Origin of the sequence: Microbacterium sp. 8M (assembly GCF_902506375.1) — a bacterium.
In the GTDB taxonomy this organism is placed as follows: Bacteria; Actinomycetota; Actinomycetes; order Actinomycetales; family Microbacteriaceae; genus Microbacterium.
This window is the reverse complement of the sequence record NZ_LR733284.1, coordinates 883,371-908,902: the sequence shown is the minus strand read 5'-3', so window position 1 is coordinate 908,902 and position 25,532 is coordinate 883,371. Positions and strand designations below refer to the sequence as shown.

Here is a 25,532-nt window from a genome sequence, read left to right as displayed (position 1 = left end):
CCGCGGACATCGGTCGAGCACGGCGACCGCCATCCCTCGCCGAGATCCCGCCATACCGTCGTGGCCGCGCTGGCCATGGCGGAGGCCCGACGCACGCGCACCCCGGCGCTTTCGACCCCGAGCTCGTCGGAAAACGGAGCCGCCCGCCGGCGTGTCGGCGCGGGGCACGGCTCTGGGAGCCGCGACACGCGCCAGCTCCTCCGTTTTCCGCCCGGTGCGCGTCTCGTCGCCGGCCGGAGGCGCCACCGGCGCGTCGGGACCCGCCGCGGCGCCTCAGGCGCCGGCGACGGCCTCGCTCACCGCCGTCGGGCCGTCGTACTCCCGATCGGGGATGCCCTGGAGGGCGTCGAGCACCGCGTCATCGGCGCCCGACCCGCGCGCGGCGTCGAGGATCGCGTCCTTGCCCGCGGGGTAGTCGACGCCGCCCAGGAACTTCTGGATCTGGATCGGGTTCGGCTTGTCGTTCATCATTCCCTCTCTTCTCTCCGGCCCGGGTGGATCCACCCGGGGTTGTGTCGGCTGTGCGGCCCGGCGCGCCGCCCGCGTCGGCGGGTGCGGGCTCGGTGCTGAGCGGATCCGGATCCGCCGGCAGCGGATCCACGACCTCCGCGGCCTCGATCCGGCGGTCGGAGATGGTCGTGGGCGCCTCGAGGTGCACCGCTCCGCTGGGCAGGATCCCGGCCCCGCCGCGCCGCGCCATCACCCGCCACTGCGCGAGCACGTCCTCTCCGACGTGCCCCGGCGGGAGGTCGCGCCAGAACCCGAAACCGCCCGCGGCGAGCAGCTCCTCGCGGTCGAACAGGACGCATCCGCCGACCCACGCCACCCGGTAGGCGAGGCGGTCGTCATCGGAGAGCCCGCGCGCGGCCGCCTCGTGCGCCATGTTCGCGGCGTTGTGCAGCGTCCAGCGGCCGAAGGCCGGCCGGTCGCGGCCCAGCCGCTCGGGGCGCACCCCGCCGGCGCCCCAAGGCTGGAACGGCTCCCGCTCCGCATCGCGCACGTCGGGCAGATACGACAGCCCCTGCACGGCGAAGCCCACGAACCCGCAGCGCTCATCGGAGAGCGCTCCGTCCAGCCGGGCGAGCGCGCCTGGCTCCAACCAGACGTCGTCGTCGAGGAACAGCACCCGCGGCGCCCGCGCAGCGTCGAGGAGGAACTGCCGCTGCTCGGCGAGCCCGCGCCGCGGCAGATGCCGGAGGACGGCGACCTCGCGGCCCTGGGCGCGCAGCACCCGCACCATCGCCCTCACCGCGGGGGCGTCCTCGGCGGGCCGGTCGTGCGACTGATCGCTGACGACGACGCGGAACGGCGGATCGTCCTGGGCGGCGAGCCCCGCGAGGGTCACCGCCAGCTCGGCGGGACGATCGGCGGTGGGCACGAGCACGTCGACCGCGGCCGGGACCGGCGGCGAGGGGACGGCCCAGTGCGCGGATCCGCGACGGCTGATCATCCGGCCGCCACTCCCCGCGGGCTCTGGCCGTGCACGGCGCCCGCCCGCTCCGGCTCATCCCGCCCGGCGTCGTCACGGGCACCGTCGTCCCGCGCGGAGCCCTCCCGCGCGGCGGGATCCTGTGCCGACCCGCCGCCCGCGCCGTCGCTCCCCTCGGCAGTCGACCGGATCCGGCCGATGATCTGCGTCGTGGAGTGGTCTGCGACGTAGTCGAGGATGACCACCTCGCCGCCGACCGCCCGCACGTCGGGGGTCTCCGGCAGCATCTCGGGCGAGTAGTCGCCGCCCTTCGCGTAGACATCGGGGCGCAGCCGGCGGATGAGCGCCCGCGGGGTGTCCTCGGCGAACACGGTCACGTAGTCCACGCAGGAGAGCTCGGCCAGCACGTCGGCGCGGTCGCGATCCCGGTTCACCGGACGGTCGGGGCCCTTCAGCCGCTGCACCGAGTCGTCGCTGTTGACCGCCACGACGAGCACGTCGCCGAGGCGCTTCGCCTGCCGCAGATACGTGGTGTGCCCGCGGTGCAGCACGTCGAAGCAGCCGTTCGTGAACACGATGCGGTGCCCGGCACGGCGGTGGGCGTCGAGTCGGTCGGCCAGCTCTTCGACGCCGAGCGCCGACTCCGCGGGCCGGCCGAGCCAGTCGGTCAGCTCATCGAGGGTGCACACGCAGGTGCCTGGCTTGCGCACCGCGACGTCCGCCGCCTGCTGTGCGAGGTCGGTGGCCGCCTCGAGGGGCACCCCCGCGCCGCGCGCGACAGCGAGCGCGGCGGAGAACACGTCGCCCGCGCCGGACGCCTGCTTCTCGGGCAGGGGGTGCGCGTACGTGCGGTGCGGTCGCCCGCCGGCGGGCAGCAGGAGCGTGCCGGAGCGGTCGAGCGTGACCACCGCCGCGGCTGCCCCGGTCGCGGACAGCAGCTGCGACGCCCGCCGGGTCACCCGTCGCGCGCGTTCGGATCCGGATCCCAGCGGGATGCCGAGGATCGCCTCCGTCTCGGCGGCGTTCGGGGTGACCACGTCGGGTCGGGTCGGCGCCCACCGTCTCGGGTCATGGGCGTCGACGATCCGCACCGGGGGTCGGCGGCCGTGGGCGACCGCGTCGATGAGCGCCGAGCCGAGCGCCGCGGATCCGTAGTCGCAGATCAGCTGCGCGTCGGCCGTCGCGACGGACTCCACCGCGTCGCGGGCGAGCTGTCGCGCCGCTTCGGCGGGCAGCTCCTCGTGGTCGACCTCGTCCAGGCGCACCATGACCTGCCCGGCGGCAGCCACGCGCACCTTGGTCGTGGTGCGCATGCCGTCGACCAGACGCAGCCGGCGCACGTCGATCCCCGCGTCACGCAGCATCGTGCGCAGCCGGACGCCCGCGTCGTCGGCGCCGATGGCGCCCACGGCCTGCACCCGCGCCCCCAGAGCCGCCGCGTTCATCGCCGCGTTGGCCGCCCCGCCCGGGGCGTAGCGGTGCTCCTGCAGGTCGACGACGGGCGCCGGCGCCTCGCGGGCGATCCGGTCGATGCTGCCGGTCCACCAGCCGTCGAGCAGGAAGTCGCCGAGCACGGCGACGTCCGGACGGCGCTCGCGCAGCAGCGCCGCGTAGTCCAGCGGCGTCATCGCGGGGCCTCCTCACCGTGAGAAGCGCCCAGATCCTGCGGTGTATCCGGATCCTGCGGTGTATCCGGATTCTGAGGTGTGCCGGGATCGTACGGTGTGCCTGGATCCGGCGACGCGTCACCTCGGCGCGGCGCCCCCGCGCCGAGGTGCACGGCCTTCACCGTCGTGAGCTCATCGAGAAGCTCGGGGCCGTATCCGAAGCCGGATCCGCTGCGCCCGCGGGGCTGTGCCGAACCGCCAGGCGCCCCGCCGAACACGTCGTTGACCTTCACGGTGCCCACCGGCAGGGCGTCGATCGCGGCATGCGCGTGCGCGAGGTCGCAGGTGAGCACCGTGGCCGCGAGCCCGTGCTCGTCGTCGGCGGCGAGCGCGAGCCCCTCGGCGAAGCTCTCCACGACCATGACCGGGGCGACGGGGCCGAACGTCTCCTCGCGGAACACGAGCATGTCCGGCGTGCAGTCCACGAGCACCGTCGCCGGGTAGCCGGATCCGGGTCCGCCCGGCACCTCGCCGCCGACGAGGGCCCGGGCGCCGGAGGCGAGCGCGTCGAGCACGTGCGCATGCACCTGCTCGCGCATCCGCTCGTCGACGAGCGGGGCCGGGCCGGCCGCGTTCCGCGCCTCGGCCTCCGCGACGAGCGCCGCGATCACCTCAGCGGCGACATCGCGGTGCAGGAACACACGCTCGACCGCGGTGCACAGCTGGCCGCTGTTCGTGAACGCGCCGCGCGCGATCTGCGCGGCGGCCCAGGCCGGATCCACTCCCGCGTCCACGAGGAGCGCGTCGTTCCCGCCGTTCTCGCGGATCAGGTGCGCGCCGGTCAGGGCGACCGCGCGGGCGATCCACTCCCCGGTGCGGCTGGACCCCACGTGCGCCACCGCATCGACGTCCACCGAGGTGACGAGCGCCTGACCGGTCTCCGCGGCGCCCAGCACGGTCGAGAGCACGCCGTCCGGAAGGCCGCACGCGAGGAGTTCGCCGAGCCGTCGGCCGAGGTGCGGGCAGCGCTCGCTGGGCTTGAGCACCACCGTGTTCCCCGTGGCCAGGGCGGCGCCGACGAGCCCCGCCGTGATCGCGGCCGGATCGTTCCACGGCGTGATCACGGCCACGACGCCGCGCGGCTCGGGCCGCAGGAAGTCCGTCGCGTCGGCCGCGCCCAGCAGGCTGAGGCCTCGGTGCAGCGGCCCGAGTTCCGCGTACTGGCGGAGCGTGCTCACCGCGGCGCGGAGCCCGCCGACCGCGTCGTCGCGCCGGCGGCCGGTCTCGCGCCCCTCCAGCTCGGCGAGCTCGTCGATCCGCTCCTCGAGCGCGTCCGCCGCGGCGCGCAGCGCCTGGGCGCGTTCCTCGGCGGGGGTGCGCCGCCAGGCGGGGAAGGCGGCGCGGGCGGCGTCGATCGCCGCGCGCACCTCGTCGACGTCGGCCGAGGGGAGCTCGCCGACGGGGGAACCGTCGCGAGGATCCGTGATGACCATGGACGATGCCGGGCGCTCGTCGGCGTGGTGCCGGCCGGTGACGGGGATGTCGAGTGTCACGCGCTGCTCCTTCCTCTCGGCGCCCCGTCTCCGTGCCGGCGGCGGGGGTGCCGGCGACGGTGGGCGCCTGTCGGTCCCCTACCCGGTCTCCGCCGGGTTCACACAGGGTGTTCCCCGAGATCCGCGTGTCGTCCGCCGTGGGTTTGAGGGTGCCGCACGCGGGGAACCGGACAGGAGGGCCCCGCGCCGAGGCGAAGGGGATGCAGGACCGGAGGAGGATCCATCGTGCCCCAGACGTCGCTCGACACCGCGCCCGCCGCCGTCGCCGGTCCGGCCATCGCCCCGCCTGAGCCCCTGTTCGAGGACGTCCGCCGCATCGCGGTGCTGCGCGGGGGCGGCCTCGGCGACGTGCTGTTCGCGGTGCCCGCCATCCAGGCGCTGCGTGCGGCGTACCCCGCGGCGGAGCTCACCCTGCTCGGCACCGCGTCGGCGGAGCTGCTCGCCGCGCGCCCGGGCGGCGTGGATCGGGTGCGGCGGCTGCCCGCCGTGCCCGGGATCACCGCACCGGCGGGCCCGGCACCGGCGGATCCGGTCGCGTCGTCCGTCGGCGCTCTCCGCGCGGAGCACCTCGATCTGGCGGTGCAGCTGCACGGCGGCGGCCGGCACTCGAACCCGTTCCTGCTCGAGCTGGGCGCCCGGCACACCGTCGGCACGCGGACGCCCGATGCGGCGCCCCTGGAGCGGAACCTCGACTACGTCTACTACCAGCACGAGGTGCTGCGTGCGCTCGAGGTGGCCGGGCTCGCGGGCGCCGTGCCCGTCGCGCTGGAACCGCGGCTCGCGCTCTCCGCGGACGAGCGGGCGCGCGGTCGCGAGGCGTGCCCGCCCGGGCCGTTCGTGGTGCTGCATCCGGGAGCCACGGATCCGCGCCGGCGCTGGCCGCTCGAGCGCTTCGCGGCGGTCGCCCGGCGGCTGCTGGACGACGGCGTGCGCGTGGTCCTCGTCGGCGGCGGGGCGGACGCGCAGCTGTGCCACCGGCTCGCACGGCTTCTCGCCGACAGGGCCGCCGGCGTGACCGACCTCGCGGGGAGGCTCGACCTGCCCGGCCTCGCGGGCGTGCTCGCGGCCGCCGACGTCATGCTCGGCAACGACAGCGGGCCCCGCCACCTGGCGCAGGCCGTCGGCACCCGCACCGCGTCCGTGTACTGGTTCGGGAACCTCGTCAACGCCGGTCCGCTCGGGCGGGGCCGGCATCGCGTGCAGCTGTCCTGGACCACCCGGTGCCCGGTGTGCGGCCGCGACTGCACCCAGGTGGGCTGGACCGCCGAGCGCTGCGCGCACGACGACTCGTTCGTCGCGGACGTGGATCCCGAGGCGGTGCTCTCCGACGTCGAGTCGCTCCTCGATGCCGCCCGGGGCGACTGAGTGCCCCCGTCTCGCCAGGCTCGCCGCCCTTCGTCTCGCTGCGCTCGCTCAGGGACCGTCGGTCGGCCCGCCGGGCACGCTCAGGGACCGTCGGTCGGCCTGCTGGGCTCGCCGCCCTTCGTCTCGCTGCGCTCGCTCAGGGACCGTCTGCCGGCCCGCTGCGCTCGGTCAGGGATCGCGCCGGGCTCAGGGCCAGGACGGCTCCTCCTCGGGGAACACCATCAGCTCGCGGATCTCGCATCCCTGCGGCTGCTGCAGGGCGAACAGCACCGTGCGCGCGACGTCGACGGGGTCGTTCAGCTGCGCGTCGGGACCGGGCCGGTACTGCTCGTCGCGGTCGTCGAAGAAGCGGGTGCGCATGCCCGCCGGGATGAGTGTGGTGACGCCGATCCTGCCCCGGGTCTCCGCCGTCAGGGCGCGGGAGAAGCCGAGCACCCCGAACTTCGAGGCGCTGTACGCCGTCGCGTCCGAGAGCGGGCGCAGCGCGAGCGACGAGGCCACCGTGACGACCCGCCCGTGCGAGCGCTCCAGGTGCGGCAGCGCGGCGCGAACCGTCGACACGGTGCCGAGCAGGTTCACCCCGATCACGCGCTCCCACTCCTCGGCGGGCACGTCCTCGAGCCGGCCGCAGCGGTCGATCCCGGCAGCGGTCACGACCGCGTCGACGCCGCCGAGCTCCTCGGCGAGCTCGGCCACGGCCTGCTCCACCTGGGCGCGGTCGGAGACGTCGGCCTCGCGGCGCAGCGCGATGTTCGCCGTGCCGGACACGTCGCGGTCGATCACGGCCGCGGTGCCGCCCGTCTCGGCGACGAGTCGCGCCACGGCGGCGCCCAGTCCGGATGCGCCACCGGTGACGATGACGCGGCCGAGGGGGCGGGGAAACGTGCTGTCCATGGGTGCTCCTTTGGGGGTGAGATGCATCTGGGGATGGTTGCGGGACGAGGGCCGGGGAGGCGGCGGGGCGTGCGGCGAGTGCCGAGTCGGCGGTTCCGGCGGGTCGGCGGATCCGCGTGGCGACGGCCGGGGGAGGCGGGTCACCCGGCGAGTGCGGCGACCCCGCCTGCCGCGAGATAGGCGCTCGCCGCGTCGATCGCGGCGCGCACCGCGGCGCGGCGGTTCCCGCCCTCCGCCAGCACGGTCGCAACGGTCGCGGCGAAGCGGTCGCCCGCACCACAGGGGTCCGCCGCGACCACCGCCTCTCCGCGGGCCAGCCACGGCTCGTCGTCCTCCTCGAGCAGCAGCGCGCCGTGCTCGCCGAGCGTGACGACCACCGCCGGGGCCCGCCACCGGGCGCGCAGGATCCGGCACGCCTCCTCGGCCGCTTCCGGCACCGGGGCGCGCTGGGCGGCCGCGGCGGCCTCGGCGAGGTTGGGCGTGACGAGGCGCACGGTGGACACCGGGTCCTCACCGCGCGGATGCGGATCCCAGACCACCGGCACGTCCCTCCCACGGCGCTCGAGCTCCTCCCGCAGCCCCGCGGCAGCCGTGATCCCACGGCCGTAGTCGGCCACCACGACCACGTCCGCCGCGGCGACGGCGGCGCGCATCTCGGGCGTGACGGCGGGGATCGGCGCGGGACCGCACCCCTCGTCGATCCGCGCGACGGTCGCTCCGCCCGCGCGCAGGCGCGCCTTGACCGGGGTCGGCGCCCGGGACGGGCCCGCGACGAGTTCCACGTGAGCGAGAGCCCGGCGGAGGTGCCCGGAGCTGTCGTCGTCGGAGAGCGCGGTCACGAGCGTCACCTCGTGGCCGTCCCGCGCGAGCATGGTCGCGACGAGACCCGCGCCTCCCGCGCGCCGCGAGCGCCGGGTGACGTCGACCACCGGCACGGGCGCGTCGGGGCTGAGCCGGGTGGCGGTTCCCTCGATGTCCTCGTCCAGCAGCGTGTCGCCGACGACCGCGATCCTCACCGGGGCTCCCTCCGCACCGCCGCCCTGCCCGCGCTCGCGGCGTGCAGCAGGGGCTCGCCCGCGCGCCGCAGCGCCGGACGGATCCGGCGGGTCTCGGCCGGCGCGGGTTCCGCACGGGCCAGGATCCGCTGGTCGAAGACGCTGCAGACCGCGTGGATCGCCGCGAGCTGGCATTCCTGCACGTGCGCGGACGCGCCGTCGAGGCAGATCGCCTCGTCGCAGGCTCCCGCGAGCGGGTTGGGTGCCGGGCCGGTCAGCGCCCACGTCTCGGCGCCCGCCTCGCGGGCCGCCTCGACGGCCCGGAGCAGGTTCGCGCTCGCGCCGCTCGTGGACAGCAGCAGCACGACGTCGCCGGGGCGGGCGTGCGCCCGCACCTGGCGGGCGAAGACCTCCTCGAACCCGTAGTCGTTGCCGATGGCGGTGACGCTGGAGGTCTCCGCGTTCAGCGCGATCGCGGAGAACGCCGGCCGTTCGTCGCGGTAGCGGCCCACGAGCTCTGCGGTGAGATGCTGCGCCTCGGCCGCGGATCCGCCGTTGCCCGCCACGAGCAGGCGGTGCCCGCGCGGCAGCCGCTCGGCCAGCTCGTCGCCCCAGCGCTCGAGCGCGCGGGCGTGGCGCTCGGCCTCCACGAGGGCGGCGCCGAGGTCGCGCAGGTGCTCCACGACCGGGCCTGCGGCGGGGAGGGGGACGGGACGGGATGCGGCGATGCTCACAGTACGGCTCCTTCCAGGGAGGCGGGCGCCCGGCGGGCGCGGGCCAGGGCGTCGAGATAGATCCGTTCGGTCTGCGCGGCCACGCGCGCCCACGAGTAGCGCGCCTCGATGCGGCGCCGGCCCGCCAGACCGAAGGCGGCCCGGCGGTCGTCGTCCGGCAGCAGCTCGGCGAGCGCGTCGGCGAGCGCCTCGGCGTCCCGCGGCGGCACGTGCAGGCCGGTGGCGCCGTCCACGACCGTGTCGATGAGCCCGCCGACGGAGGCGGCGATCACGGGCGTGCCGCAGGCCATGCTCTCCAGCGGCACGATGCCGAACGGCTCGTACCACGGCGTGCACACCACCGCGTCGGCGGAGCGCAGCAGCGCCGGCATGTCCTCGCGGGCGACCTGCCCGCGGAACCGCACCCGGTCGCCGACCCCGAGGCTCTCGGCGATCCCGGAGAGCCGGGAGATCTCCGGGTCCGGATCCGCCGCGCTGCCGTCCGTGCCGCCGACGACGAGCTCCACCTCGTCCATGCCGCGCTCCGCGAGCAGCGCGAGCGCGCGCACGACGAGGTCGACGCCCTTGCGCGGCACGAGCCGGCCGACGCTGAGCACCCGATAGCGGGCGCCGCGCTGCTCGGCGGGCCCGTCGGGGTGGAACAGCTCGGGGTCGACGCCGCACGGCGCGAGGGCGATGCTGCGGGACGGCACGCCCAGGGAGCGCAGCTCGAACGCCTCGTCCGAGCAGGTCGCGATCACGGTGTCCACGCGGCGCCCGACCTGCGGCTCCAGCCACGCGCGCTCCGGGGGACTCGTGTCGGCGGATCCCTGATGGCGGCGCTTGACGACCCCGAGCGCATGGAAGGTGTGCAGCACCGGCGGGGCTCCCCCGGTCACCGCGGCGCGGGCGGTGGGGTGGGCGTCCGCCGCCGCCTCGAGCGTCTCCGCGGCCTCGAGCGCGGCGAGGCCCGACATCCAGAAGTGACTGTGCACCACGTCGGGGCGCTCCGCGGCCCAGTCCTGCGCGAGCCCGGCCGCGAGGGCGCTCATGTGCGGGAGCAGGTCGTCCTTCGGGATGCGCTGCGCCGGGCCCGCATCCACGTGCACCACGTCGACGCCGTCGGTGAGCGGCACCCGCCGCGGCAGGGCCGGGTCGTCGCGGCGCGTGTACACGATCACCTCGTGCCCGCGGGCGGCGAGGGCCGTGGACAGGGCGGCGACGTGCACGTTCTGGCCGCCGGCGTCGACGCTGCCGGGGGCGGCGAGGGGACTGGCGTGCTCCGAGACCATCGCGATCTTCATGAGGGGACTCCTTCCTTCCGGGTCTCTCGGGGAGAGGATCCGGATCGCCGCGGTGCGGCTTCCGATCCGCCGCGCCGCGCACGGTGGCGGGCGACGACGTCCTCGAGCACCGCATCCCAGTCGGTGAGGAAGCGCTCGAGGCCGTAGTGCTCCCGGGCGAACGCGCGGGCCACCGCACCGCGGCGGTGCGCTTCGTCCGGGTCGTCGAGGAGCAGCTGCGCCATCGCCTTCAGCTCCGCCGGGTCGGCCGAGATCGCGCCGGCGTCCGGCGGCACGGCGCGCGGGGCTTCGGTGAGGGCGAGCGTCAGTACGGGCATGCCCAGCGTCATCGCCTCGAGCAGCGACAGCCCGAGCGAGGTCCACAGCATCGGGTGCAGATAGGCGCGCCGTCGCGCGAGCTCCGCGTGCAGCCGCGGCGTCGGCAGGTCGCCGACGACCTGCAGGCGCTCGGAGCCGAGCCCGAGCGCGCCGGGCAGCAGGTCGGTGTCGATGCCGAACACGTGCAACGGGGCGGAGCGCGAGAAGGCGGGCAGCAGGTCGGTGCCGGTCACCCTTCCCCGGCGCACCGGCTCGTTGACGACGACGCCGAGGGCCGGCAGCTCCCCGGTGTAGAGGTGGCCCGGGTCGGGCACGCCGTGCTCGACGACGACGGTGACGGCGTCTCCGGTGTCCCACAGCAGGCGGTTCACGTGGGTGACGTGAGCGATCGGGATCCGGTCCTGGTCGGCGAGCGGATGGCGCTCTTCGACCGGGTGGCGCTTCGGGGTGTTGTGCTCCACGAAGACGGCGGGCACATCCCGCCCGGGCACGAGGCCGAGGATCCGCTCGGTCTCGTCGAGCTCCTCGAGGCGCTGCAGCACGACGAGGTCCACGCCGTCGGCGCGCAGCTCCCGCTCAGAGGCGGCGCGGGCGCGGCCCGGCAGCACGGGAGGCACGGAGAGCGCCGCAGAGCCGGGCTCGTCGCCGGGAACGGTGGCCCGAGGCGCGGCCGTTTCCGGCGCGGCTGTGCCCGGCGCGGGGAGCAGGTACTCGTGCGCACCGCGGGCGAACGCGTTCATCCATCCGCCGTGCACCGGCCAGACCAGGATCCTCATACCGCGACCGCCCTCTCCTCGGTGCGCGGACCGGCGGAGGACACCGCGCCCCGCGCGCTCTCCCCGCGAGTTCCGTCGTCCCGGGAGGTGGCCGCCGCCGCTCTGCGCCCCACAGCGGCGAGCCGCGTCGCGGCGGCGGCCACGTCCTCCGCCCGCACCCCGGACAGGCACGGATGACCCGGCACCGGGCAGACCCGGGCGCGAGTGCCCCGGCAGGCGGCGTGCTCGTCGCCGAAGAGCGCCACGGGCACCCCGTACGGCGCCCAGCGCACCGCCGGCACCACGGGCGAGAACAGGCTGACGATGGGCGTCCCGACGGCCGCCGCCAGGTGCGCGGGCCCGGTGTTGCCGACCACCACGGCGCCCGCGCGGGCGAGCACTCCGGCCAGCTCCGCGAGGGTGCAGGCGCCGGACAGGTCCAGCGTCCGCGCGGGAGCGGCCGCGCAGACCGCCGCGGCGTCGTCCCGCTCCCCGGGCCCGCCGGTGACGACGATCCGGTGCCCGGCTGCGGCGAGCAGTGTCGCGGCCGCCGCGAACCGCTGCACGGGCCAGCGCCGGGCGGGCACCGCCGCGCCGGGGTGCAGCACGAGGTACGGATCCGGGCCGGTGAGGGCAGTGGTGTCGGGCAGCGGCCGCAGCCGTAGCCGCCCGTCATCGACCGGCGGGTATCCCGCGGCGGCGGCGATCGCGGCGGCCCGCTCGGGCTCGGGGATGTCCTCGGGAAGGTCCTCCCCGGGGCGCAGCCGCACATCGAGCAGTGCGCCGGCGTGGTCGACGGATGCACCGCTGATCCGCGGTACGCCGGCGAGGCGCAGCAGCAGCGCGAGGGGCAGCGGCGACTGGTGGAACGAGGTCAGGATCACCGCCTCGTCGAAGCCGCGCGCACGCACCAGGTGCAGGAGCTCGTCGGCGCGTTCGCCGGTCATCGGCGGAGCCGGATCCAGGATCCAGGGGCACGCCCACACGACCACCTCGTCGACGCCGGGCAGCAGGGATCCGGCCTCCGCACCCTGCGGCCCGGCGAGCAGGGTCACCTCGGCCCGCGCCGCGATCGCGCGGATCGCCGGCCCGGCGACGATGACGTCGCCCATGCTGTCCAGCCGCGCCACGAGCACCTTCCGGCGCGGCGTGCCGCGTACGGCCGCTCGCGTGTTCCCGCTCGTGGCGGGCGTCACGCGCCCACCCCCACGGGCGGGCCCGGCGGGAAGGCGAATCCGGCGACCGCGGGCAGGGACCCGCCGGCGCGTGCCGCGTGGCCCAGCAGCAGCTCGACGGCCTCGAGGAGGTCGGCCGCGACCAGCGGCGCCGCCGCGATCTCCTCGGGCCGGGTCATGGCCGTGGGCACGAGCACGCCCTGCGCCCCCGCGGCCAGCGCCGCCTCGACATCGGCCCCGATATCGCCGATGACCGCGACCTGCTCCGGGGCGAGCCCCAGGGCCTCGGCGGCGTCGAGCACCATGCCGGGGCGCGGCTTGCGGCACCCGCAGCCGTCCTCGGGCCCGTGCGGGCAGATCCGCCACACGTCGAACGGGCCGAGCAGCAGCTCCACCCGGGCGTTCACGCGGCGCACCGCCTCCTCCACGAGCAGACCCCGGGCGATCCCGGACTGGTTGCTGATGACCCCGGTGCGCACGCCTTCGGCCCGCACCCGGCGCAGCGCCTCGGCGGCGACGGGAACCGGCAGCACGAGGGCCGGATCGGGGTTGTAGGGCACGTCGAGGATGAGCGTGCCGTCGCGATCGAACAGGATCGCCTCGGGCCGACGAGGGCCGGCATCCGCCACCGGCGGCGCATCGTGGAGCATGGTCATGTCAGAAGCACTTCCCCATCTCGAGGAGAAGCAAACTCCTCGGCGAGCACTTCTCCTCGACTTCTCCGCTTCTGCTCCTCTTTTCCTCGTCGCCGGCCTCGTGACCCCCGATTCCGGATCCCCTGGCAGAGCGCGACGGGATCCGCAAGGCCGTTCTGTGCGCGCGGATCCCTCGGCAGGGTGAGGTGATGCGCCGCTTCGACCGCCCAGAGGACCGGCCCGTCCTGCTCGCGCTGCGGGCCCTCAAACTCGGCGACCTCCTGGTCGCCGTGCCCGCACTGCACGGCCTGCGCCGGGCGTTCGGCGGCCACGAGCTCGTGCTCGCCGTGTCCGGGTGGCTGGAGCAGATCGTGGAGCTCGTCGACGGGATCGACGCGCTGCTGCCGACGCCGGGGCTGGACGAGCCGCTTCCCGTGCCGCCCGGAGCGGTCGACGTCGCGGCGAACCTGCACGGCAACGGGCCGGAGAGCCGCGCGCTGATCGACGCCCTCCGCCCGCGCCGCCGCATCGCGCACCGCTCGCCGGGGAACCCGGACGGGCCGGAGTGGGTGGACGGCATGCACGAGCGGGTGCGCTGGGCGCGTCTGGTCACGGCGCACGGCGCCCCGGCCGACCCCGACGACGTGCGGATCCGGGTCCCCTCGCGGGAGCCGCACGTCGAGGGCGCGGCGGTCGTGCACGTCGGCGCCTTCTACGGCGCGCGGCAGTGGCCCGTCGAGCGCTTCGCCGCGGTCGCCCGCGCGCTGCGCGGCGACGGAGCGCGGGTGGTGGTGACCGGCGGCGCCTCGGACCGCGCCCGGGCCGAGGCGCTGGCCGAGCGCGCGGGCATCCCCGGCGCCGACGTGCGGGCGGGCCGCTCCGACCTCGCCGATCTGGCCGCCCTCATCGCGCACGCCGGAGTCGTGGTCTCCGCCGACACCGGCGCCGCGCACCTGGCCTCGGCCTACGGCACGCCGTCCGTGGTGATCTTCGGGCCTGCGCCGGCGTCGGAGTGGGGTCCGCCGCCGGGTCCGCACCTCGTGCTCACCGACGAGGCGCGGCGGCGCGGCGACGTCTTCGCGGACGACCCGGATCCGGCCCTGCTCGCGATCACATCCGAGGACGTGATCCGGGCCGCCCGCGCCGTGCAGCGCTGACCTCGCCGTGGGGCGCTGATCGCGCCCGACGGCCGGGGCGTGCGTTCCGCCGAGCCGGCCCGACCTGCTCGGTCGCGGGGCCGCCGACCCGCCCGATCGCGGGGCCGCGACTCCCGCCGATCGCGGGGCCGCCGAGTCCCCGATCGCGGGGCCGCGACGTGCGCGACCCCGCGAAGCCTTCGCCCGCTCAGGCCGCCAGCAGCTCGGGCGACAGGCGTGCGCGCAGATCCCGCAGGATCCGGGTCAGCAGGCGCGAGATCTGCATCTGGGTGACGTGGCACTCGCGGGCGATCTCGTCCTGCGTGCAGTCCTGCACGAACCGCATCTTCAGGATCTTGCGGTCGCGCGGGCTGAGGCCGCGGCAGGCGTGCGAGATCGCGACGAGCTGGTCGGCGCGGGAGAAGTCGTCCCCCGGCGCGTGCAGCGTCTCCCCGAAGGTCGGACTCTCACCGTCCGTGTGCGGGCGGGACGGCATATCCAGCGAGACGGGCTGTCGCGCCTGACCGCAGCGCAGGCCCTCGGCGACCTGGGGGCGCGGGATCCCGGTCTCCTCCGCGACCTCGTCGAGCGAGGGCTCGCGGCCGAGCCGCTGACGCAGCGTCGAGGTCGCGGTGCGCAGTTCGGTGTCGAGCTCCTGCAGCGAGCGAGGCGGCCGCACCACCCAGCTGCAGTCGCGGAAGTAGCGCTTGATCTCGCCGGCGATCGTCGGCACGGCGAACGACACGATGTCGCCGCCGCGAGCGGGGTCGAAGCGCTGCACGGCCTTGACCAGCCCGACGTAGGCGACCTGGCGCACGTCTCCGTGCTCCTGCGGGCGCAGGCGGTACCGGTTCGCGACGGCGTCCGCGACGTCGAGGTACTCCATCACGACGCGCTGCTCGGCGCGGCGGCGCTCATGTTCCGGGCGGCCCTGCGCGCTCGCGAGCAGAGCGACCATGCGCGCGTTGCGCTGCTCCCGGTCGCCGAGGTCCGGATCCGGGACGGCCGTCTCCGGCGGTTCCGGCATCCTGACCGGGATCGCGGTCTCGGCGGGACGGCCGGGGGAGAGGGGCGCTGCACGCATGGTTCACCTCTTTCACTGGTGCGACGGCACGCCGAACACCGCATCGACGCTCGCGCGTCCGGGCTCGTCGTGCCGACTGCGGGGGAGGATCCGGGCGCCGTGCCCGGGAGTCGGTAGGTACCACTGAACGGCAGAGGAACTCGCAGGAGAACCCGCTTGCGAAGTGCGGATCCGAGGAGTAGAAGGAGCAGCGCCTCCGCCCGCGGGCTTCGCCGGACGCCGGCACCGGCGCGTCCGACCCCCTCCGATAGACTGGCCCCGCCCGATCGGGCCAGCTCATCTGCCGGTGCAAGCCCGGCGAAAGCACGGCGGCCACCGGCCGCACCCAAGGGGGATGCACCCATGCCAGGAATCGTGATCGTCGGCGTCCAGTGGGGCGACGAGGGCAAGGGCAAGGCCACGGATCTGCTCGGCGAGCGCACCGACTGGGTCGTGAAGTTCAACGGCGGCAACAACGCCGGGCACACCGTCGTCGTCGGCGACGAGAAGTACGCCCTGCACCTGCTGCCCTCGGGCATCCTCTCGCCCGGCGTCACCCCGGTGATCGGCAACGGCGTCGTCATCGACCTCGAGGTCCTGTTCCACGAGCTCGAGGCCCTCGGGTCCAGGGGCATCGACACGTCGCGCCTCAAGGTGAGCGCCAACGCGCACATCATCACCCAGTACCACCGCACGCTCGACAAGGTCACCGAGCGCTTCCTCGGCAAGCGCATGATCGGCACCACCGGCCGCGGCATCGGCCCCGCCTACGCCGACAAGATCAACCGCGTCGGGATCCGCGTGCAGGACCTGTTCGACGAGAACATCCTGCGCCAGAAGGTCGAGGGTGCGCTCGACCAGAAGAACCACCTCCTCGTGAAGGTGTTCAACCGCCGCGCCATCACCGTCGACGAGATCATGGCGGACCTGCTCTCCTACGCCGAGCGGCTTCGGCCGATGGTCGCCGACACCGGGCACCTGCTCGACGACGCGCTGCAGCGCGGCGAGGTCGTCGTGTTCGAGGGCGGCCAGGCCACCATGCTCGACGTCGACCACGGCACCTACCCGTTCGTGACGTCGTCCTCCGCGACCGCGGGCGGCGCCTCCACCGGATCCGGTGTGGGCCCCGGGCGCCTCGACCGCATCGTCGGCATCGTCAAGGCGTACACGACGCGGGTCGGATCCGGCCCGTTCCCCACCGAGCTCTTCGACGAGCAGGGCGAGTGGCTGCGTGCGCGCGGCTTCGAATTCGGCACCACCACCGGGCGTCCGCGCCGCGTGGGCTGGTACGACGCGCCGATCACCCGCTACGCGACGCGCGTGAACGGCATCACCGACCTCGTGCTCACGAAGCTCGACATCCTCGGCGGTCTCGAGCAGATCCCGGTGTGCGTCGCCTACGACGTCGATGGCGTGCGCTTCGACGACGTGCCGGTGAATCAGAGCGACTTCCACCACGCGAAGCCGATCCTGGAGTATTACCCGGGCTGGCAGGAGGACATCTCCACGGCCCGCACGTTCGACGATCTGCCCAAGAACGCGCAGGACTACGTGCTCGCGCTGGAGGCCATGAGCGGCACTCGCATCTCGGTGATCGGCGTCGGCCCGGAGCGCGACCAGGTGATCGTGCGCCACGACCTCGTCGACTGACATGACCCGGTTCTGGGTCGGCGGCTACGGCGCCGACATGGAGGGCCCCGCCGACGGGATCGGGTTGCTCGCCGTCGCCGAGGGCCAGGGCCCGACCACGCTCGGGTACCGCGGTGCGGTGGCGCCGGCCCCGTCTCCGTCGTGGCTCGCGCAGCATCCGACGCTCGACGTGGTCTATGCGGCGCTCGAGGGCCCGGGCGAGGTCGCCGCCTTCACGCAGACCGGTGAGCGCGCGCTGCGCCCGCTCGGGCGGCCAGTGCCGGCCGGGCAGTTCGTGTGCCACCTCGCCGTGGACCCGCGCGGCCGCTTCCTCGTGGCCAGCTGCTACGGCGACGGCCGGGTGGTGCGGACCGGGCTCGGCGCCGACGGCTCGCTGCAGCCCAACGCCCGCGACAAGGCCGCGGAACTGCGCGAGGCGCTGTTCGGCGGCGGGGACGGTGACGGGGAGGCGGCCTCGGCCGGCGACGTCAACAAGACGGCGGCCGTGGATCCCTACGCCTCGGATCCGAATCCTCGGGATCCGAACGGCGATCCCCGGGTCTCGCACGCGCATGCCGCGGCGTTCCTGGCCGACGGGCGGATCGCGACGACCGACCTCGGCTACGACCTGGTGCGGATCTGGCGCCCCGCGCCGACCGGGCTGACGCTCGACCACGAGGTCGTGCTGCCGCGCGGATCCGGCCCGCGGCACATGGTCGTGCACCCCAGCGGACACCTGCACGTGGTCACCGAGTACTCCTGCGAGTTGTTCACCCTCGCGCCCGATCGCGAGGGCCGCTGGGGCCTCATCGCCGGCACCCCGGTTTCGGCGATCGCGACGCCCGGCCACGACTATCCCGCCGAGCTCAGCCGCTCGAGGGACGGCGAGACCCTGTACGCCGGGGTGCGGGGCAGCAACACGATCGCCGCGCTGCGCGTGCGCGGATCCGGCGAGCGGGTCGAGCCCCTCGCGCTCGCCGACGCAGGCGTCGACTGGCCCCGCCACCACCTCGTGCACGACGGAGCCCTGCTCGTCGCGGGCCAGCGCTCCGACGAGATCAGCGTGCTCGACCTCGACGAGCGCACTGGCGCCCCCGGTCGCGTGCGGCACCGCACCCCGGCGCCCGCGCCGACCCACCTGCTGCTCGCCCGCTGACGCGAGTTACTTCCCTCACTACTAGGCTGCGAGGCTGACCCCGGACCGCTGGGCGACGCGATCGAACTGGGCCCGGAGCCTCGGCCAGCGCTCCTCGGCGCCGGAGTTCGCCTTGGCGGTCGCGAGCTGTTCCGCGATCGCGGCCTGGTCGTCGTTCGCGCACGACCAGGCGAAGAGGTCCAGGTCGAGCCCGGACGAGTTGGCGGCCATCGCCGTGGCGAGCGAGCGGGCGTCGGTGATGGCGGCGAGATGATTGTCGAGCTGCTCGAGCGCAACGCCGAACGCCCGCGCGAGGTCCTCGTCGCTCCAGCTCTCGAGATCGACCCACTGCCCCGGCCAGTCGCGTGGGGCAACGACCGGTGCGAGGTAGTTCCTTACCCAGGTGCTCATCCGCCGCCGAATGGACAGCCGGGGATGCTCCCAAGCGAGATGATCTGACTCCTGCGGATGCGCAGGTCTACAACCGGGCGTTCGGATGGGTCAGGCTCGGTCTTCCCTCGGGGTTGCGGCTGTGTGACCCGATATCCGATCTCCGGCGTCACGTCCTGCCGCCGTGACCGAGCGCCGACTGAGCGCCCAGCTGAGCAGCCCGCAGATCGCGAAGCCTGCCCCGAGGACAGCACATCCCGTCCACCCCGAAGAGGAATAGATGTTGGTGGTCGCCGTCGCACCGAGGGCCGAGCCCAGCGAGTAGAAGAACATATACCCGCCGATGGTGCTGCTGGTCCGGTCGGAGTGGGCGGCCGTGAGAATGGCCTGATTGCTCACGTGCGCCGCCTGGACCGCGAAGTCCAGGACGATCACACCGAGGATCACCAGCCAGAGCGACCAGGTCGCCTGTCCGGATGCCGCCCAGCACAGGGCCAGCAGGGCGAGTGAAGCCCCGATCACCGAGTTGGCGCGTCCGGCGTCCGCCCATCGGCCGGCTCGTGCGGCTCCGAGCGCGCCGGCGAGTCCGGCGATGCCGAACATACCGATCTGCGTCGGGCTCAGCCGCCACGGTTCAGCCGCCAGCGGCAGGGCGAGTCCGCTCCACAACGTCCCGAATGAGGCGAACAGGAAGAATGCGATCAGCCCGCGTGAGACGAAGAGCGGTTCGCGGAAGCGGTGTCCGAGTGACCTCAGCGTCTCGCTGTATGACCCGCGATTCGACCGAGGGTCGGTCGGCAGTTGCTTCAGGACCACGATCGCGAGCGCGACGAGCAGCAGCACCAGCGCGCCGTAGATGCTCCGCCACCCCCACAGGTCGGCGAGGGCCCCGGCCAGGACGCGTGCGCCGAGGATTCCGATGATGACCCCGGAGGTGACGATTCCGAGCGTGCGACCGCGTTCCGGCGGCGTCGAGAGGTCGGCCGCGAACGCCACCGTGGTCTGCACAACCACCGCGAACAGACCCGTCACCGCGAGACCGGCGAGGAGAACCCAGAGCCCGGGAGCGGTCGCGGCGAGCGTCATGCCGACCGCGGCGAGGAGCAGTTGGACGCCGATCAGCTTGCGTCGATCCAGCATCTCTCCCAAGGGGACGAGGACGACCAAGCCGAGCAGGTAGCCGAGCTGCCCTGACGCCACGACCCACCCCAGGTCAGGCTCGGGCACGCGCAGGTCCCGCCCGATCTGCGCAAGCACAGGCTGGGCGACGTAGATCGTCGCTACGGCGACCGAGCAGACCATCGCAAGCAGGGCCCTCCGGGGGTGCGTGAGTTCCACACCTTCTCCAATCAGTAGCAGTTTGAAACCTTTTGCAGCGTGGCAGAATAGGTTTCATTCCGCAACTCACCGGGAGGTGTGATGAAGCCGGATGTGAACGTTGATACCGTCGCTTGGACCGACCCGGCCTGTCCCGTCGCGCGCACGCTCGACCTCGTCGGCGAGCGGTGGAGTCTGCTGATCGTTCGAGACGCGATGGACGGGGCGACGTCTTTCACCGGGTTTCAGCAACGCACGGGGATGGCGCGCAACATCCTCGCCGACCGGCTCCGTCGCCTCGTCGATCACGGCATCCTCGCCCGCGAGACCGCGACGTCCGGCCGCCGCCAGCACTACGTGCTCACCGAAGCCGGCCGTGACCTGTTCACCGTCATCGTCGCTCTGCGCCAGTGGGGCGAGCGGCACGCGTTCGCCGACGACGAGTCGCACTCCACTCTGGTGGACGAACGCGGCCAGCTTCTCGAGCAGCTCCACCCGAGCGACTCTCGGGGTGAGCGCGTCGACGTCGACACGACGAGGGTCATGCGGAGCAACTGATCGGGGCTTCGGGGTGGCCCGACGTCGCGCCGGATTCTACGAAGTCGCCTGCAGCAGGGGGATGCACAGCAGCTCATCGACGCCGTCACGCCGCCTGCGCGACCGGGGCCGGCTGCAGCAGGTGCTCCACCACATACTCCGCGTCGCGGCCCATGCCCATGAGCGTGGGCGAGGCGATGGAGTATTGGAACGGCAGGCCCATGAACGCGAGCCATGGCACGACCGTGGACATGCCGCGTTCGTGGCGCACGCCCTGTTCGTCCGCGAATCCGGGGATGTCGATCCAGTCCAGGACCGGCCGGGATCCGGTGCACCACACGATCGTCGCGGGGTTGAGGCGCTCGCCGTCCTCGAGCACGGGGCGGCCGTCCTCGACGCCCGCCACGCGTCCGACCTGCCGGATCCCCGCCTTGCGCAGGTCGGACAGGTGGTTGCGCACGAGGTTCACGCCGTGACCGCGGCGCTCCTCCCAGAGGCGGCGCCCCTTCTCGGTATCGCTCGTCGCGTTGCGGAGCTTGCGGATGAAGATGTCGCTGATCAGGTTGCCGATCGGGGTGTCGATGTTGCCGGGCACCTGGCCGGGGTGCCGCCCCGCGATGACGGTGGCGTGACCCGCCGCGGCCGCTTCGAGCGCGATGTCCGTGCCGGAGTTCGCCGCGCCGACGACGAGCACGGATCCTGGAGCGAAGTCCTCGGGGCCGTGATAGTCGAGGGAGTGCAGCTGCCGGATCGACGGATCCACGTCGGCCGCGAAAGTCGGCACGACGGCGCGGTGGTGCACGCCGACGGCCACGACCACGCGCTGGGCGACGACGTCCTCCCCCGTGTCGAGCGCCAGGTGGAACAGCCCTTCGGCGTCCACGTGCAGGCGCTGCACCCGGGTCGCCGTGCGCACCGGGATCTCGAAGGTCGCGGCGTACCGCTCCAGGTAGTCGGCGAGCTGCGTCGCCGTGGGGTAGTCGAACACGCCGATGTCGAGCCGCAGACCCGGCAGCTGGGCCCAGCGCCGCGGCGTGAACAGGCGCAGGGAGCGGTAGCGCTCCCGCCAGCTGTCGCCGATGCGGGCGTGCGCGTCGAAGACCTGGATCCGCATGTCGCGGTCCATCGCACGGCGCGCGGTGTGCAGCCCCGCCGCTCCCGCGCCGACGATGGCCAGGTCGAGTGTCGTGGTGGACATGATCGCCTCCTCGGGCTTTCGAGAAAGGTAGGTCTCGGGATCGGGGCCCGGCATCGGCAGAAATGACCAATTCGGATCCGGATCCGGCAGCGCTGCGGGCAGGGATCCGGGCGATCGGATCCGGATCCGGTTCGGGCGGCGGCCGGACTGCGACGACGTCAGGTCGCGGCGACGAGGCCGTGCGCGTAGGCGTAGGCGGTCGCGGCCGAGCGCGACGGCACGCCGAGCTTGCTGAGGATGCTGCCCACATGTCGCGCGACCGTGCGGTCGCTGAGGAAGAGCCGCTCCGCGATGCGCCGGTTCGACCATCCCCGCGCGACGAGCTCGAGCACCTCGCGCTCGCGGCGGCTGAGGCCCGGATCTGTGGACGCCGGGGCGGACGCCGCGGCGAGCCGCTCCAGCCGGGCGAGGTCGGGCACGGCGCCGAGCCCCTCGAGCACCGCGCGGGCGGCGTCGAACTCGAGCAGCGCGCCCTCCTCGTCGCCGGCGGCGCGGGCGGCCGCTCCGATGTCGACGCGCACGAGCGCCGCCTGGTGGGGCGCGTCCAGGCGCCGCCAGTCCAGCCATGCGGCGCGCAGCAGCGGCAGCGCCTCGTCCGGATGGCCGTCGCGCAGCGCCACCTCGCCGCGCGCCTGCGCCGCTTGGGCCCGCAGGCACAGGGTGTCGAACGCCGCCGCGCATTCGGTGAGCTCCTCGGCGGCGGCCCGGGCGTCGGCGAGCCGGCCGCGGTCCAGGGCGACCGCCACCGTGGCGGCGAGCACCTCGGCGCGCTCCGCCGGACCTCCCATCGTGGCGCGCGCCCGGGCAAGGCCCGCCCACGCAGAGTCGAGTTCCCCGGCATCGCGGTGCAGCAGCGCGAGCCCGGGTTGCACGTCGCGGCCGAGCGCGGCGGCCTGGCGGAAAGCGTCCCGCGCGGCGGCGGCGCGACCCGCGATGCGATGCAGTTCCGCTGCCCGGTACCAGGCGTTGCCGAGGGTCTCGGTGCGCTTCTCGGTGCCGCAGACCTGCTCCGCCGCCCGTGCGGCCGCGGCCCATTCGCCGCCCAGCTGCATGACGGTCGCGCGGTGCAGAGTGCACTCCCCGCGGAACGGCTCCAGCCCGCGCTGGCTGTCGCACCAGTCGCCGAGGTCGCGCGTCCACACCCGGGCGCGCTCCAGGTCGCCGCGGGCGAGGAGGCTCGCCACCACGGCGCAGAACGCGGGCCCCGCCGCCCGGTCGCTGACCCGGTCGGATCCGATCATGAGCATCACCCGGTCGAGGCAGTCGAAGCCCTCCTCAGCCCGACCGATCCGCACCAGCGAGCGCCCCAGGCCCATGGTGGCGAGCGCGTCGAGGTCGTCGTCGCCCACGGCCGCCGCGAGGGCGCTCGCCTCGCGGTACAGCGGCACGGATCCCTCCAGGTCTCCCTGCGCGAACCGGGCCACCGCGCGGCACAGCGCCTGGAACGGCTCGGTGCGCTCATCCCCATCCGGGCGGCCGCACAGCTCGAACAGTCGCCCCATCCAGGTGCGCGCCCGCACCTCGTCGCCGTGCTCGCTGAGCGTGAAGCCGAGCCAGAACACGCAGCGCACCGCGGCGGCGAGGTCGCCGGCGTCGAGGAACGCGAGGTGCGCGCGCTCCCACGCGCGGGCGCTGACGTCGTCGCGGCCCGTGAACCACGCCGCCTGGCCGAGCTCGTCCAGCTCCGTCGCGTCGAGGAGCGCCTCCCGCGCGACGAGATCGTCGAATCGCCCGGTCCAGTCCACGACCGGCGCGCCCCGGATCGCCATGGGCACAGTATCTTCCCGCGCCCGGCGCGCGACAAGGGCCGGATCCGGTTCGCGTCCGTGATGGGGGGCGGCCCCGGGAAGGCCGCGAGGCCGACCGACTCCTAGGTCGCCTGCGGGCGCATGCCCATCCGGGCCAGCACCACGTCTTCCACGATCTGGATCACGTTGTAGAGCACGAGCGAGACCACGGTGACGACCACGACCGACGCCCACAGCGCGGTGAACTGGGCCTGCGGGATGAAGCCGCCGATCGAGCCGCCGATCCCGCCGCCGACCGCGAGCCACTCGGCGAGCAGCGCGCCCGTGATGGCTCCCGGCACCGAGATGCGCACGGCGGCGAAGAACGCGGGGAGCGACGACGGCATCGCGACCTTGCGCAGCTGGGCCCAGGATCCGCCGCCGTACACCGCCACGAGGTCGTTCATCTGCGCGGAGGCGGACTTGAGGCCGAACGAGATGTTCACCAGCGCCGGGAACAGCACCACGATGCCGCCGATCACGGCGACGGTCCAGAGGTCGCGTCCGAAGATCAGGATGATCACCGGAGCCATCGCGATGAGCGGCACCGAGCGCAGCAGCATCGCCACCGGCATGAGCGCGTGCTCGACGCCGCGGCTGAGCTGGAACGCCGTGGCGCCCAGCAACGCGACCACGAGCCCTGCCGCGAACCCGATCACCGAGTGCCCGAGCGTCACGACGAGGTTGCCGAAGATGAGCGCCCGGTTGGTCGCCGCCGCGGGGACGACGAAGAGATACTTCCAGACGTCGACAGGCCCCTTCGCGATCAGCGGGGAGACGCCCGACAGCCAGAGCACTCCGACCCACAGCACGCCGATGGCGAGCAGCGTGAGCAGGAACGTCAGCAACGCCCCGCCGCCCGCGGAGAGCGTGCGCCGTGTCCGCTCGCGACGCAGCCGGGCGCCGACATCCGGGATGGTCTGCGCCACCGTGGCCGTGATCACGTCGCTCACCGGGCCGCTCCCTTCGACCAGGGGGTGACAGCTCGTGCCACGAGCCCCACGAGGGCGAACCCGGCGAGGGCGACCGCGCCGCTGGCGAGGGCCAGGCCCCACACCACGGCGGCATCGGAGTTCTGCTGCGCGAGGATCATCGCCAGCCCGACCCCGCGCTCGATCTTGCCGAAGAACTCGCCGAGCACGGCGCCGAGGAACGCGGCGGGGACGGCGATCTGCAGCGCGTTCAGGACGGCCGGCAGCGCCGCGATCAGCCGCACCTTGATCAGCTGGGTGAAGGCGGATCCGCCGTACACGGTGACGACGTCGAGGCTGGCGCGGTCGGCCGACTTCAGCCCCAGCAGCGCGCCGACGACGGTCGTGAAGAACACCGACAGGGCGGCGAGGAAGACCGCGGTCCCGCTCGGCTGTCCCGCCGCGGCGGGAGGCCCGATGAGCACGACGGCGAGCATCCCCACGGCGACGATCGGGACGCAGTAGGTCGTGATCGCGAGCTGCATCGCCACGCCCTCGAGCTTCGGGACGACGAGCACGACGGCGGACAGCAGCAGCGCGAGGCCGTTGCCCCAGAGGTATCCGATGCCCGCCTCGGCGAGGGTCACCGCGAAGTTCTGCGCGTAGTAGGTCCAGCCGCTGCGGGCGAAGCCCGCCAGCACCTCGGGCGGAGTGGGGACGGTGATCGTGCCCACTGCGCTCCTGCCGAAGGCCGCCGCGATGACCCACCAGAGCGCGAACAGCGCCGCGGCGCCGATCACGCCGATCGCCCAGGGCGGCAGCTGTCGGCCTGCGGGCGCCGCGGTGCGCGCCTCAGTGGTCATCGGCTGCGGCTCCCCCGGCGCCGAAGAGCAGTTCGGACGCCTCGTCGACGTAGGCGTGGAACTCCGGGGTGCGCATCATCTCGGGCGTGCGCGGGCGCGGCAGGTCGATGGTCATCACGGCCTTGACGCGACCGGGGCGGGGGCTCATCACCGCCACCTGATCGGAGAGGAAGATCGCCTCGGATACGCCGTGGGTGACCAGGAGCGTGGTCGCCGGCTTCTCGGTCCAGATCCGCAGCAGCTCCAGGTTGAGCTTCTGCCGGGTCATGTCGTCGAGGGCGCCGAACGGCTCGTCGAACAGGAGCACGTCGGGCTTGAGGATCAGCGACCGCGCGATCGAGACGCGCTGGCGCATGCCGCCGGACAGCTGAGCCGGCTTCGCCTTCTCGAACCCGGTCAGCCCCACGAGGTCGATGAGCTCCGAGACGTACGCCTTGTCGACGCTCTGCCCCGCGATCTCGAACGGCAGCCGGACGTTCGACAGCACGCTGCGCCAGGGCATCAGCGCGGAGTCCTGGAAGGCGATGCCGAGCCGGTGCGCTCGCCGCAGCTCATCGGGGCTGCGGCCGTCGACGCGGATCGTGCCGCTGGTGGGCCGTTCCAGCCCGGCGAGGATGCGCAGGATCGTCGACTTCCCGCACCCGGACGGGCCGAGCAGCGAGAGGAAGGTCCCCTGTGCGGTGTGCAGATCGGCGTCCTGCAGCGCGACGACGCTGCGGCGTCCGCTCGTGAACACCTTGTTGAGGGCCGTGATCTGCAGGCCGGTGCCCAGGGCAGCGCCCTGCGCACCGGCCTCGACCGTGATCGCGGAATCCGACATGAC

24 protein-coding genes are annotated in these 25,532 nt (G+C 74.3%); 5 read left to right on the top strand and 19 right to left on the bottom strand.

The genetic code is table 11. The features are described from left to right. Positions 1-273: 273 nt before the first annotated feature. From AERO9AM_RS17465 to AERO9AM_RS04290, 4 genes are read right to left on the bottom strand one after another with little or no spacing between them, the layout of a single operon-like run. A complete protein-coding gene (locus tag AERO9AM_RS17465; protein WP_236602683.1) occupies positions 274-429 on the bottom strand; it encodes a DUF2795 domain-containing protein in 156 nt (51 codons plus the stop codon). Further along, positions 359-1,450 (bottom strand): glycosyltransferase family 2 protein, encoded by a 1,092-nt coding sequence (locus AERO9AM_RS04300; RefSeq protein ID WP_159575048.1) that lies wholly within the window; start codon positions 1,448-1,450, stop codon positions 359-361. Before AERO9AM_RS04300 ends, AERO9AM_RS17465 begins: the two co-directional genes overlap by 71 nt. After that, positions 1,447-3,057, bottom strand: coding sequence for a D-glycero-beta-D-manno-heptose 1-phosphate adenylyltransferase (rfaE2, locus tag AERO9AM_RS04295; protein ID WP_159575047.1), 1,611 nt, complete (start codon positions 3,055-3,057; stop codon positions 1,447-1,449). Before rfaE2 ends, AERO9AM_RS04300 begins: the two co-directional genes overlap by 4 nt. After that, positions 3,054-4,589, bottom strand: coding sequence for an aldehyde dehydrogenase family protein (locus tag AERO9AM_RS04290; protein ID WP_442923249.1), 1,536 nt, complete (start codon positions 4,587-4,589; stop codon positions 3,054-3,056). Before AERO9AM_RS04290 ends, rfaE2 begins: the two co-directional genes overlap by 4 nt. Positions 4,590-4,814: 225 nt before the next feature. On the opposite strand from AERO9AM_RS04290, the gene AERO9AM_RS04285 reads away from it, so the two are divergent. Beyond that, positions 4,815-5,954 carry a glycosyltransferase family 9 protein gene (locus AERO9AM_RS04285; protein ID WP_201298578.1) on the top strand — a complete coding sequence of 380 codons (1,140 nt, stop codon included), beginning with the start codon at positions 4,815-4,817 and terminating at the stop codon, positions 5,952-5,954. A gap of 186 nt (positions 5,955-6,140) precedes the next feature. Here the strand turns inward: AERO9AM_RS04285 and AERO9AM_RS04280 are convergent, their stop codons facing one another. The 7 genes from AERO9AM_RS04280 to AERO9AM_RS04250 form a co-directional block, all read right to left on the bottom strand. Beyond that, a complete protein-coding gene (locus AERO9AM_RS04280; protein ID WP_159575046.1) occupies positions 6,141-6,848 on the bottom strand; it encodes an SDR family oxidoreductase in 708 nt (235 codons plus the stop codon). A 140-nt stretch (positions 6,849-6,988) separates the two neighbouring features. Continuing rightward, positions 6,989-7,864: a bifunctional heptose 7-phosphate kinase/heptose 1-phosphate adenyltransferase gene (locus AERO9AM_RS04275; protein WP_159575045.1), complete on the bottom strand. Its 876-nt coding sequence runs from the start codon at positions 7,862-7,864 to the stop codon at positions 6,989-6,991. Further along, positions 7,861-8,577, bottom strand: a complete 717-nt coding sequence (locus AERO9AM_RS04270; protein WP_201298577.1) for a D-sedoheptulose-7-phosphate isomerase — start codon at positions 8,575-8,577, stop codon at positions 7,861-7,863. The genes AERO9AM_RS04275 and AERO9AM_RS04270 overlap by 4 nt, the downstream gene beginning before the upstream one ends. Further along, complete coding sequence (locus AERO9AM_RS04265) at positions 8,574-9,860, bottom strand: glycosyltransferase (RefSeq protein WP_159575044.1); 1,287 nt, start codon at positions 9,858-9,860, stop codon at positions 8,574-8,576. Before AERO9AM_RS04265 ends, AERO9AM_RS04270 begins: the two co-directional genes overlap by 4 nt. Beyond that, on the bottom strand, positions 9,857-10,954 hold the full coding sequence (locus AERO9AM_RS04260) for a glycosyltransferase (RefSeq protein WP_159575043.1): 1,098 nt from the start codon (positions 10,952-10,954) through the stop codon (positions 9,857-9,859). The genes AERO9AM_RS04265 and AERO9AM_RS04260 overlap by 4 nt, the downstream gene beginning before the upstream one ends. Further along, positions 10,951-12,045 carry a glycosyltransferase family 9 protein gene (locus AERO9AM_RS04255; protein WP_159577350.1) on the bottom strand — a complete coding sequence of 365 codons (1,095 nt, stop codon included), beginning with the start codon at positions 12,043-12,045 and terminating at the stop codon, positions 10,951-10,953. The genes AERO9AM_RS04260 and AERO9AM_RS04255 overlap by 4 nt, the downstream gene beginning before the upstream one ends. Positions 12,046-12,125: 80 nt before the next feature. Continuing rightward, positions 12,126-12,764 carry a D-glycero-alpha-D-manno-heptose-1,7-bisphosphate 7-phosphatase gene (locus AERO9AM_RS04250; protein ID WP_236602472.1) on the bottom strand — a complete coding sequence of 213 codons (639 nt, stop codon included), beginning with the start codon at positions 12,762-12,764 and terminating at the stop codon, positions 12,126-12,128. Positions 12,765-12,952: 188 nt separating this feature from the next. On the opposite strand from AERO9AM_RS04250, the gene AERO9AM_RS04245 reads away from it, so the two are divergent. After that, positions 12,953-13,900 carry a glycosyltransferase family 9 protein gene (locus AERO9AM_RS04245; RefSeq protein ID WP_159575042.1) on the top strand — a complete coding sequence of 316 codons (948 nt, stop codon included), beginning with the start codon at positions 12,953-12,955 and terminating at the stop codon, positions 13,898-13,900. 187 nt (positions 13,901-14,087) lie between these two features. Here AERO9AM_RS04245 and AERO9AM_RS04240 read toward each other — a convergent pair whose 3' ends face one another. Next, positions 14,088-14,963, bottom strand: a complete 876-nt coding sequence (locus AERO9AM_RS04240; protein ID WP_159575041.1) for a sigma-70 family RNA polymerase sigma factor — start codon at positions 14,961-14,963, stop codon at positions 14,088-14,090. Between the two features lie 342 nt (positions 14,964-15,305). On the opposite strand from AERO9AM_RS04240, the gene AERO9AM_RS04235 reads away from it, so the two are divergent. Both AERO9AM_RS04235 and AERO9AM_RS04230 read left to right on the top strand, forming a co-directional pair. Then, the gene (locus AERO9AM_RS04235) at positions 15,306-16,592 is read left to right on the top strand and encodes an adenylosuccinate synthase (protein ID WP_159575040.1); all 1,287 of its coding nucleotides are present in this window, start codon (positions 15,306-15,308) and stop codon (positions 16,590-16,592) included. A gap of 1 nt (position 16,593) precedes the next feature. Next, the gene (locus AERO9AM_RS04230) at positions 16,594-17,727 is read left to right on the top strand and encodes a lactonase family protein (RefSeq protein ID WP_159575039.1); all 1,134 of its coding nucleotides are present in this window, start codon (positions 16,594-16,596) and stop codon (positions 17,725-17,727) included. A 21-nt stretch (positions 17,728-17,748) separates the two neighbouring features. Here the strand turns inward: AERO9AM_RS04230 and AERO9AM_RS04225 are convergent, their stop codons facing one another. After that, positions 17,749-18,117, bottom strand: coding sequence for a hypothetical protein (locus tag AERO9AM_RS04225; protein ID WP_159575038.1), 369 nt, complete (start codon positions 18,115-18,117; stop codon positions 17,749-17,751). Between the two features lie 90 nt (positions 18,118-18,207). Further along, a complete protein-coding gene (locus AERO9AM_RS04220; protein WP_236602471.1) occupies positions 18,208-19,434 on the bottom strand; it encodes an MFS transporter in 1,227 nt (408 codons plus the stop codon). Between the two features lie 81 nt (positions 19,435-19,515). On the opposite strand from AERO9AM_RS04220, the gene AERO9AM_RS04215 reads away from it, so the two are divergent. Then, positions 19,516-19,971 (top strand): winged helix-turn-helix transcriptional regulator, encoded by a 456-nt coding sequence (locus AERO9AM_RS04215; RefSeq protein WP_159575037.1) that lies wholly within the window; start codon positions 19,516-19,518, stop codon positions 19,969-19,971. Positions 19,972-20,056: 85 nt separating this feature from the next. Here the strand turns inward: AERO9AM_RS04215 and AERO9AM_RS04210 are convergent, their stop codons facing one another. The 5 genes from AERO9AM_RS04210 to AERO9AM_RS04190 all read right to left on the bottom strand — a co-directional run bounded on the left by AERO9AM_RS04210 (position 20,057) and on the right by AERO9AM_RS04190 (position 25,529). Then, positions 20,057-21,148, bottom strand: a complete 1,092-nt coding sequence (locus AERO9AM_RS04210; RefSeq protein WP_159575036.1) for a flavin-containing monooxygenase — start codon at positions 21,146-21,148, stop codon at positions 20,057-20,059. Positions 21,149-21,306: 158 nt separating this feature from the next. Beyond that, positions 21,307-22,917 carry a response regulator transcription factor gene (locus tag AERO9AM_RS04205; protein ID WP_159575035.1) on the bottom strand — a complete coding sequence of 537 codons (1,611 nt, stop codon included), beginning with the start codon at positions 22,915-22,917 and terminating at the stop codon, positions 21,307-21,309. 101 nt (positions 22,918-23,018) lie between these two features. Then, complete coding sequence (locus AERO9AM_RS04200) at positions 23,019-23,888, bottom strand: ABC transporter permease (RefSeq protein ID WP_236602470.1); 870 nt, start codon at positions 23,886-23,888, stop codon at positions 23,019-23,021. Beyond that, positions 23,885-24,709, bottom strand: a complete 825-nt coding sequence (locus AERO9AM_RS04195) for an ABC transporter permease (RefSeq protein WP_159575034.1) — start codon at positions 24,707-24,709, stop codon at positions 23,885-23,887. Before AERO9AM_RS04195 ends, AERO9AM_RS04200 begins: the two co-directional genes overlap by 4 nt. After that, positions 24,699-25,529: an ABC transporter ATP-binding protein gene (locus AERO9AM_RS04190; protein WP_159575033.1), complete on the bottom strand. Its 831-nt coding sequence runs from the start codon at positions 25,527-25,529 to the stop codon at positions 24,699-24,701. Before AERO9AM_RS04190 ends, AERO9AM_RS04195 begins: the two co-directional genes overlap by 11 nt. Positions 25,530-25,532: the final 3 nt, after the last annotated feature.

Coding starts and splice junctions, on each gene's coding strand:
- AERO9AM_RS04300 (WP_159575048.1), bottom strand. CDS start 1,450: ATGATCAGCCGTCGCGGATCCGCGCACTGGGCCGTCCCCTCGCCGCCG.
- rfaE2 (WP_159575047.1), bottom strand. CDS start 3,057: ATGACGCCGCTGGACTACGCGGCGCTGCTGCGCGAGCGCCGTCCGGAC.
- AERO9AM_RS04280 (WP_159575046.1), bottom strand. CDS start 6,848: ATGGACAGCACGTTTCCCCGCCCCCTCGGCCGCGTCATCGTCACCGGT.
- AERO9AM_RS04265 (WP_159575044.1), bottom strand. CDS start 9,860: ATGAAGATCGCGATGGTCTCGGAGCACGCCAGTCCCCTCGCCGCCCCC.
- AERO9AM_RS04260 (WP_159575043.1), bottom strand. CDS start 10,954: ATGAGGATCCTGGTCTGGCCGGTGCACGGCGGATGGATGAACGCGTTC.
- AERO9AM_RS04255 (WP_159577350.1), bottom strand. CDS start 12,045: ATGGGCGACGTCATCGTCGCCGGGCCGGCGATCCGCGCGATCGCGGCG.
- AERO9AM_RS04250 (WP_236602472.1), bottom strand. CDS start 12,764: ATGACCATGCTCCACGATGCGCCGCCGGTGGCGGATGCCGGCCCTCGT.
- AERO9AM_RS04245 (WP_159575042.1), top strand. CDS start 12,953: ATGCGCCGCTTCGACCGCCCAGAGGACCGGCCCGTCCTGCTCGCGCTG.
- AERO9AM_RS04240 (WP_159575041.1), bottom strand. CDS start 14,963: ATGCGTGCAGCGCCCCTCTCCCCCGGCCGTCCCGCCGAGACCGCGATC.
- AERO9AM_RS04235 (WP_159575040.1), top strand. CDS start 15,306: ATGCCAGGAATCGTGATCGTCGGCGTCCAGTGGGGCGACGAGGGCAAG.
- AERO9AM_RS04230 (WP_159575039.1), top strand. CDS start 16,594: ATGACCCGGTTCTGGGTCGGCGGCTACGGCGCCGACATGGAGGGCCCC.
- AERO9AM_RS04225 (WP_159575038.1), bottom strand. CDS start 18,117: ATGAGCACCTGGGTAAGGAACTACCTCGCACCGGTCGTTGCCCCACGC.
- AERO9AM_RS04215 (WP_159575037.1), top strand. CDS start 19,516: ATGAAGCCGGATGTGAACGTTGATACCGTCGCTTGGACCGACCCGGCC.
- AERO9AM_RS04210 (WP_159575036.1), bottom strand. CDS start 21,148: ATGTCCACCACGACACTCGACCTGGCCATCGTCGGCGCGGGAGCGGCG.
- AERO9AM_RS04205 (WP_159575035.1), bottom strand. CDS start 22,917: ATGGCGATCCGGGGCGCGCCGGTCGTGGACTGGACCGGGCGATTCGAC.
- AERO9AM_RS04195 (WP_159575034.1), bottom strand. CDS start 24,709: ATGACCACTGAGGCGCGCACCGCGGCGCCCGCAGGCCGACAGCTGCCG.
- AERO9AM_RS04190 (WP_159575033.1), bottom strand. CDS start 25,529: ATGTCGGATTCCGCGATCACGGTCGAGGCCGGTGCGCAGGGCGCTGCC.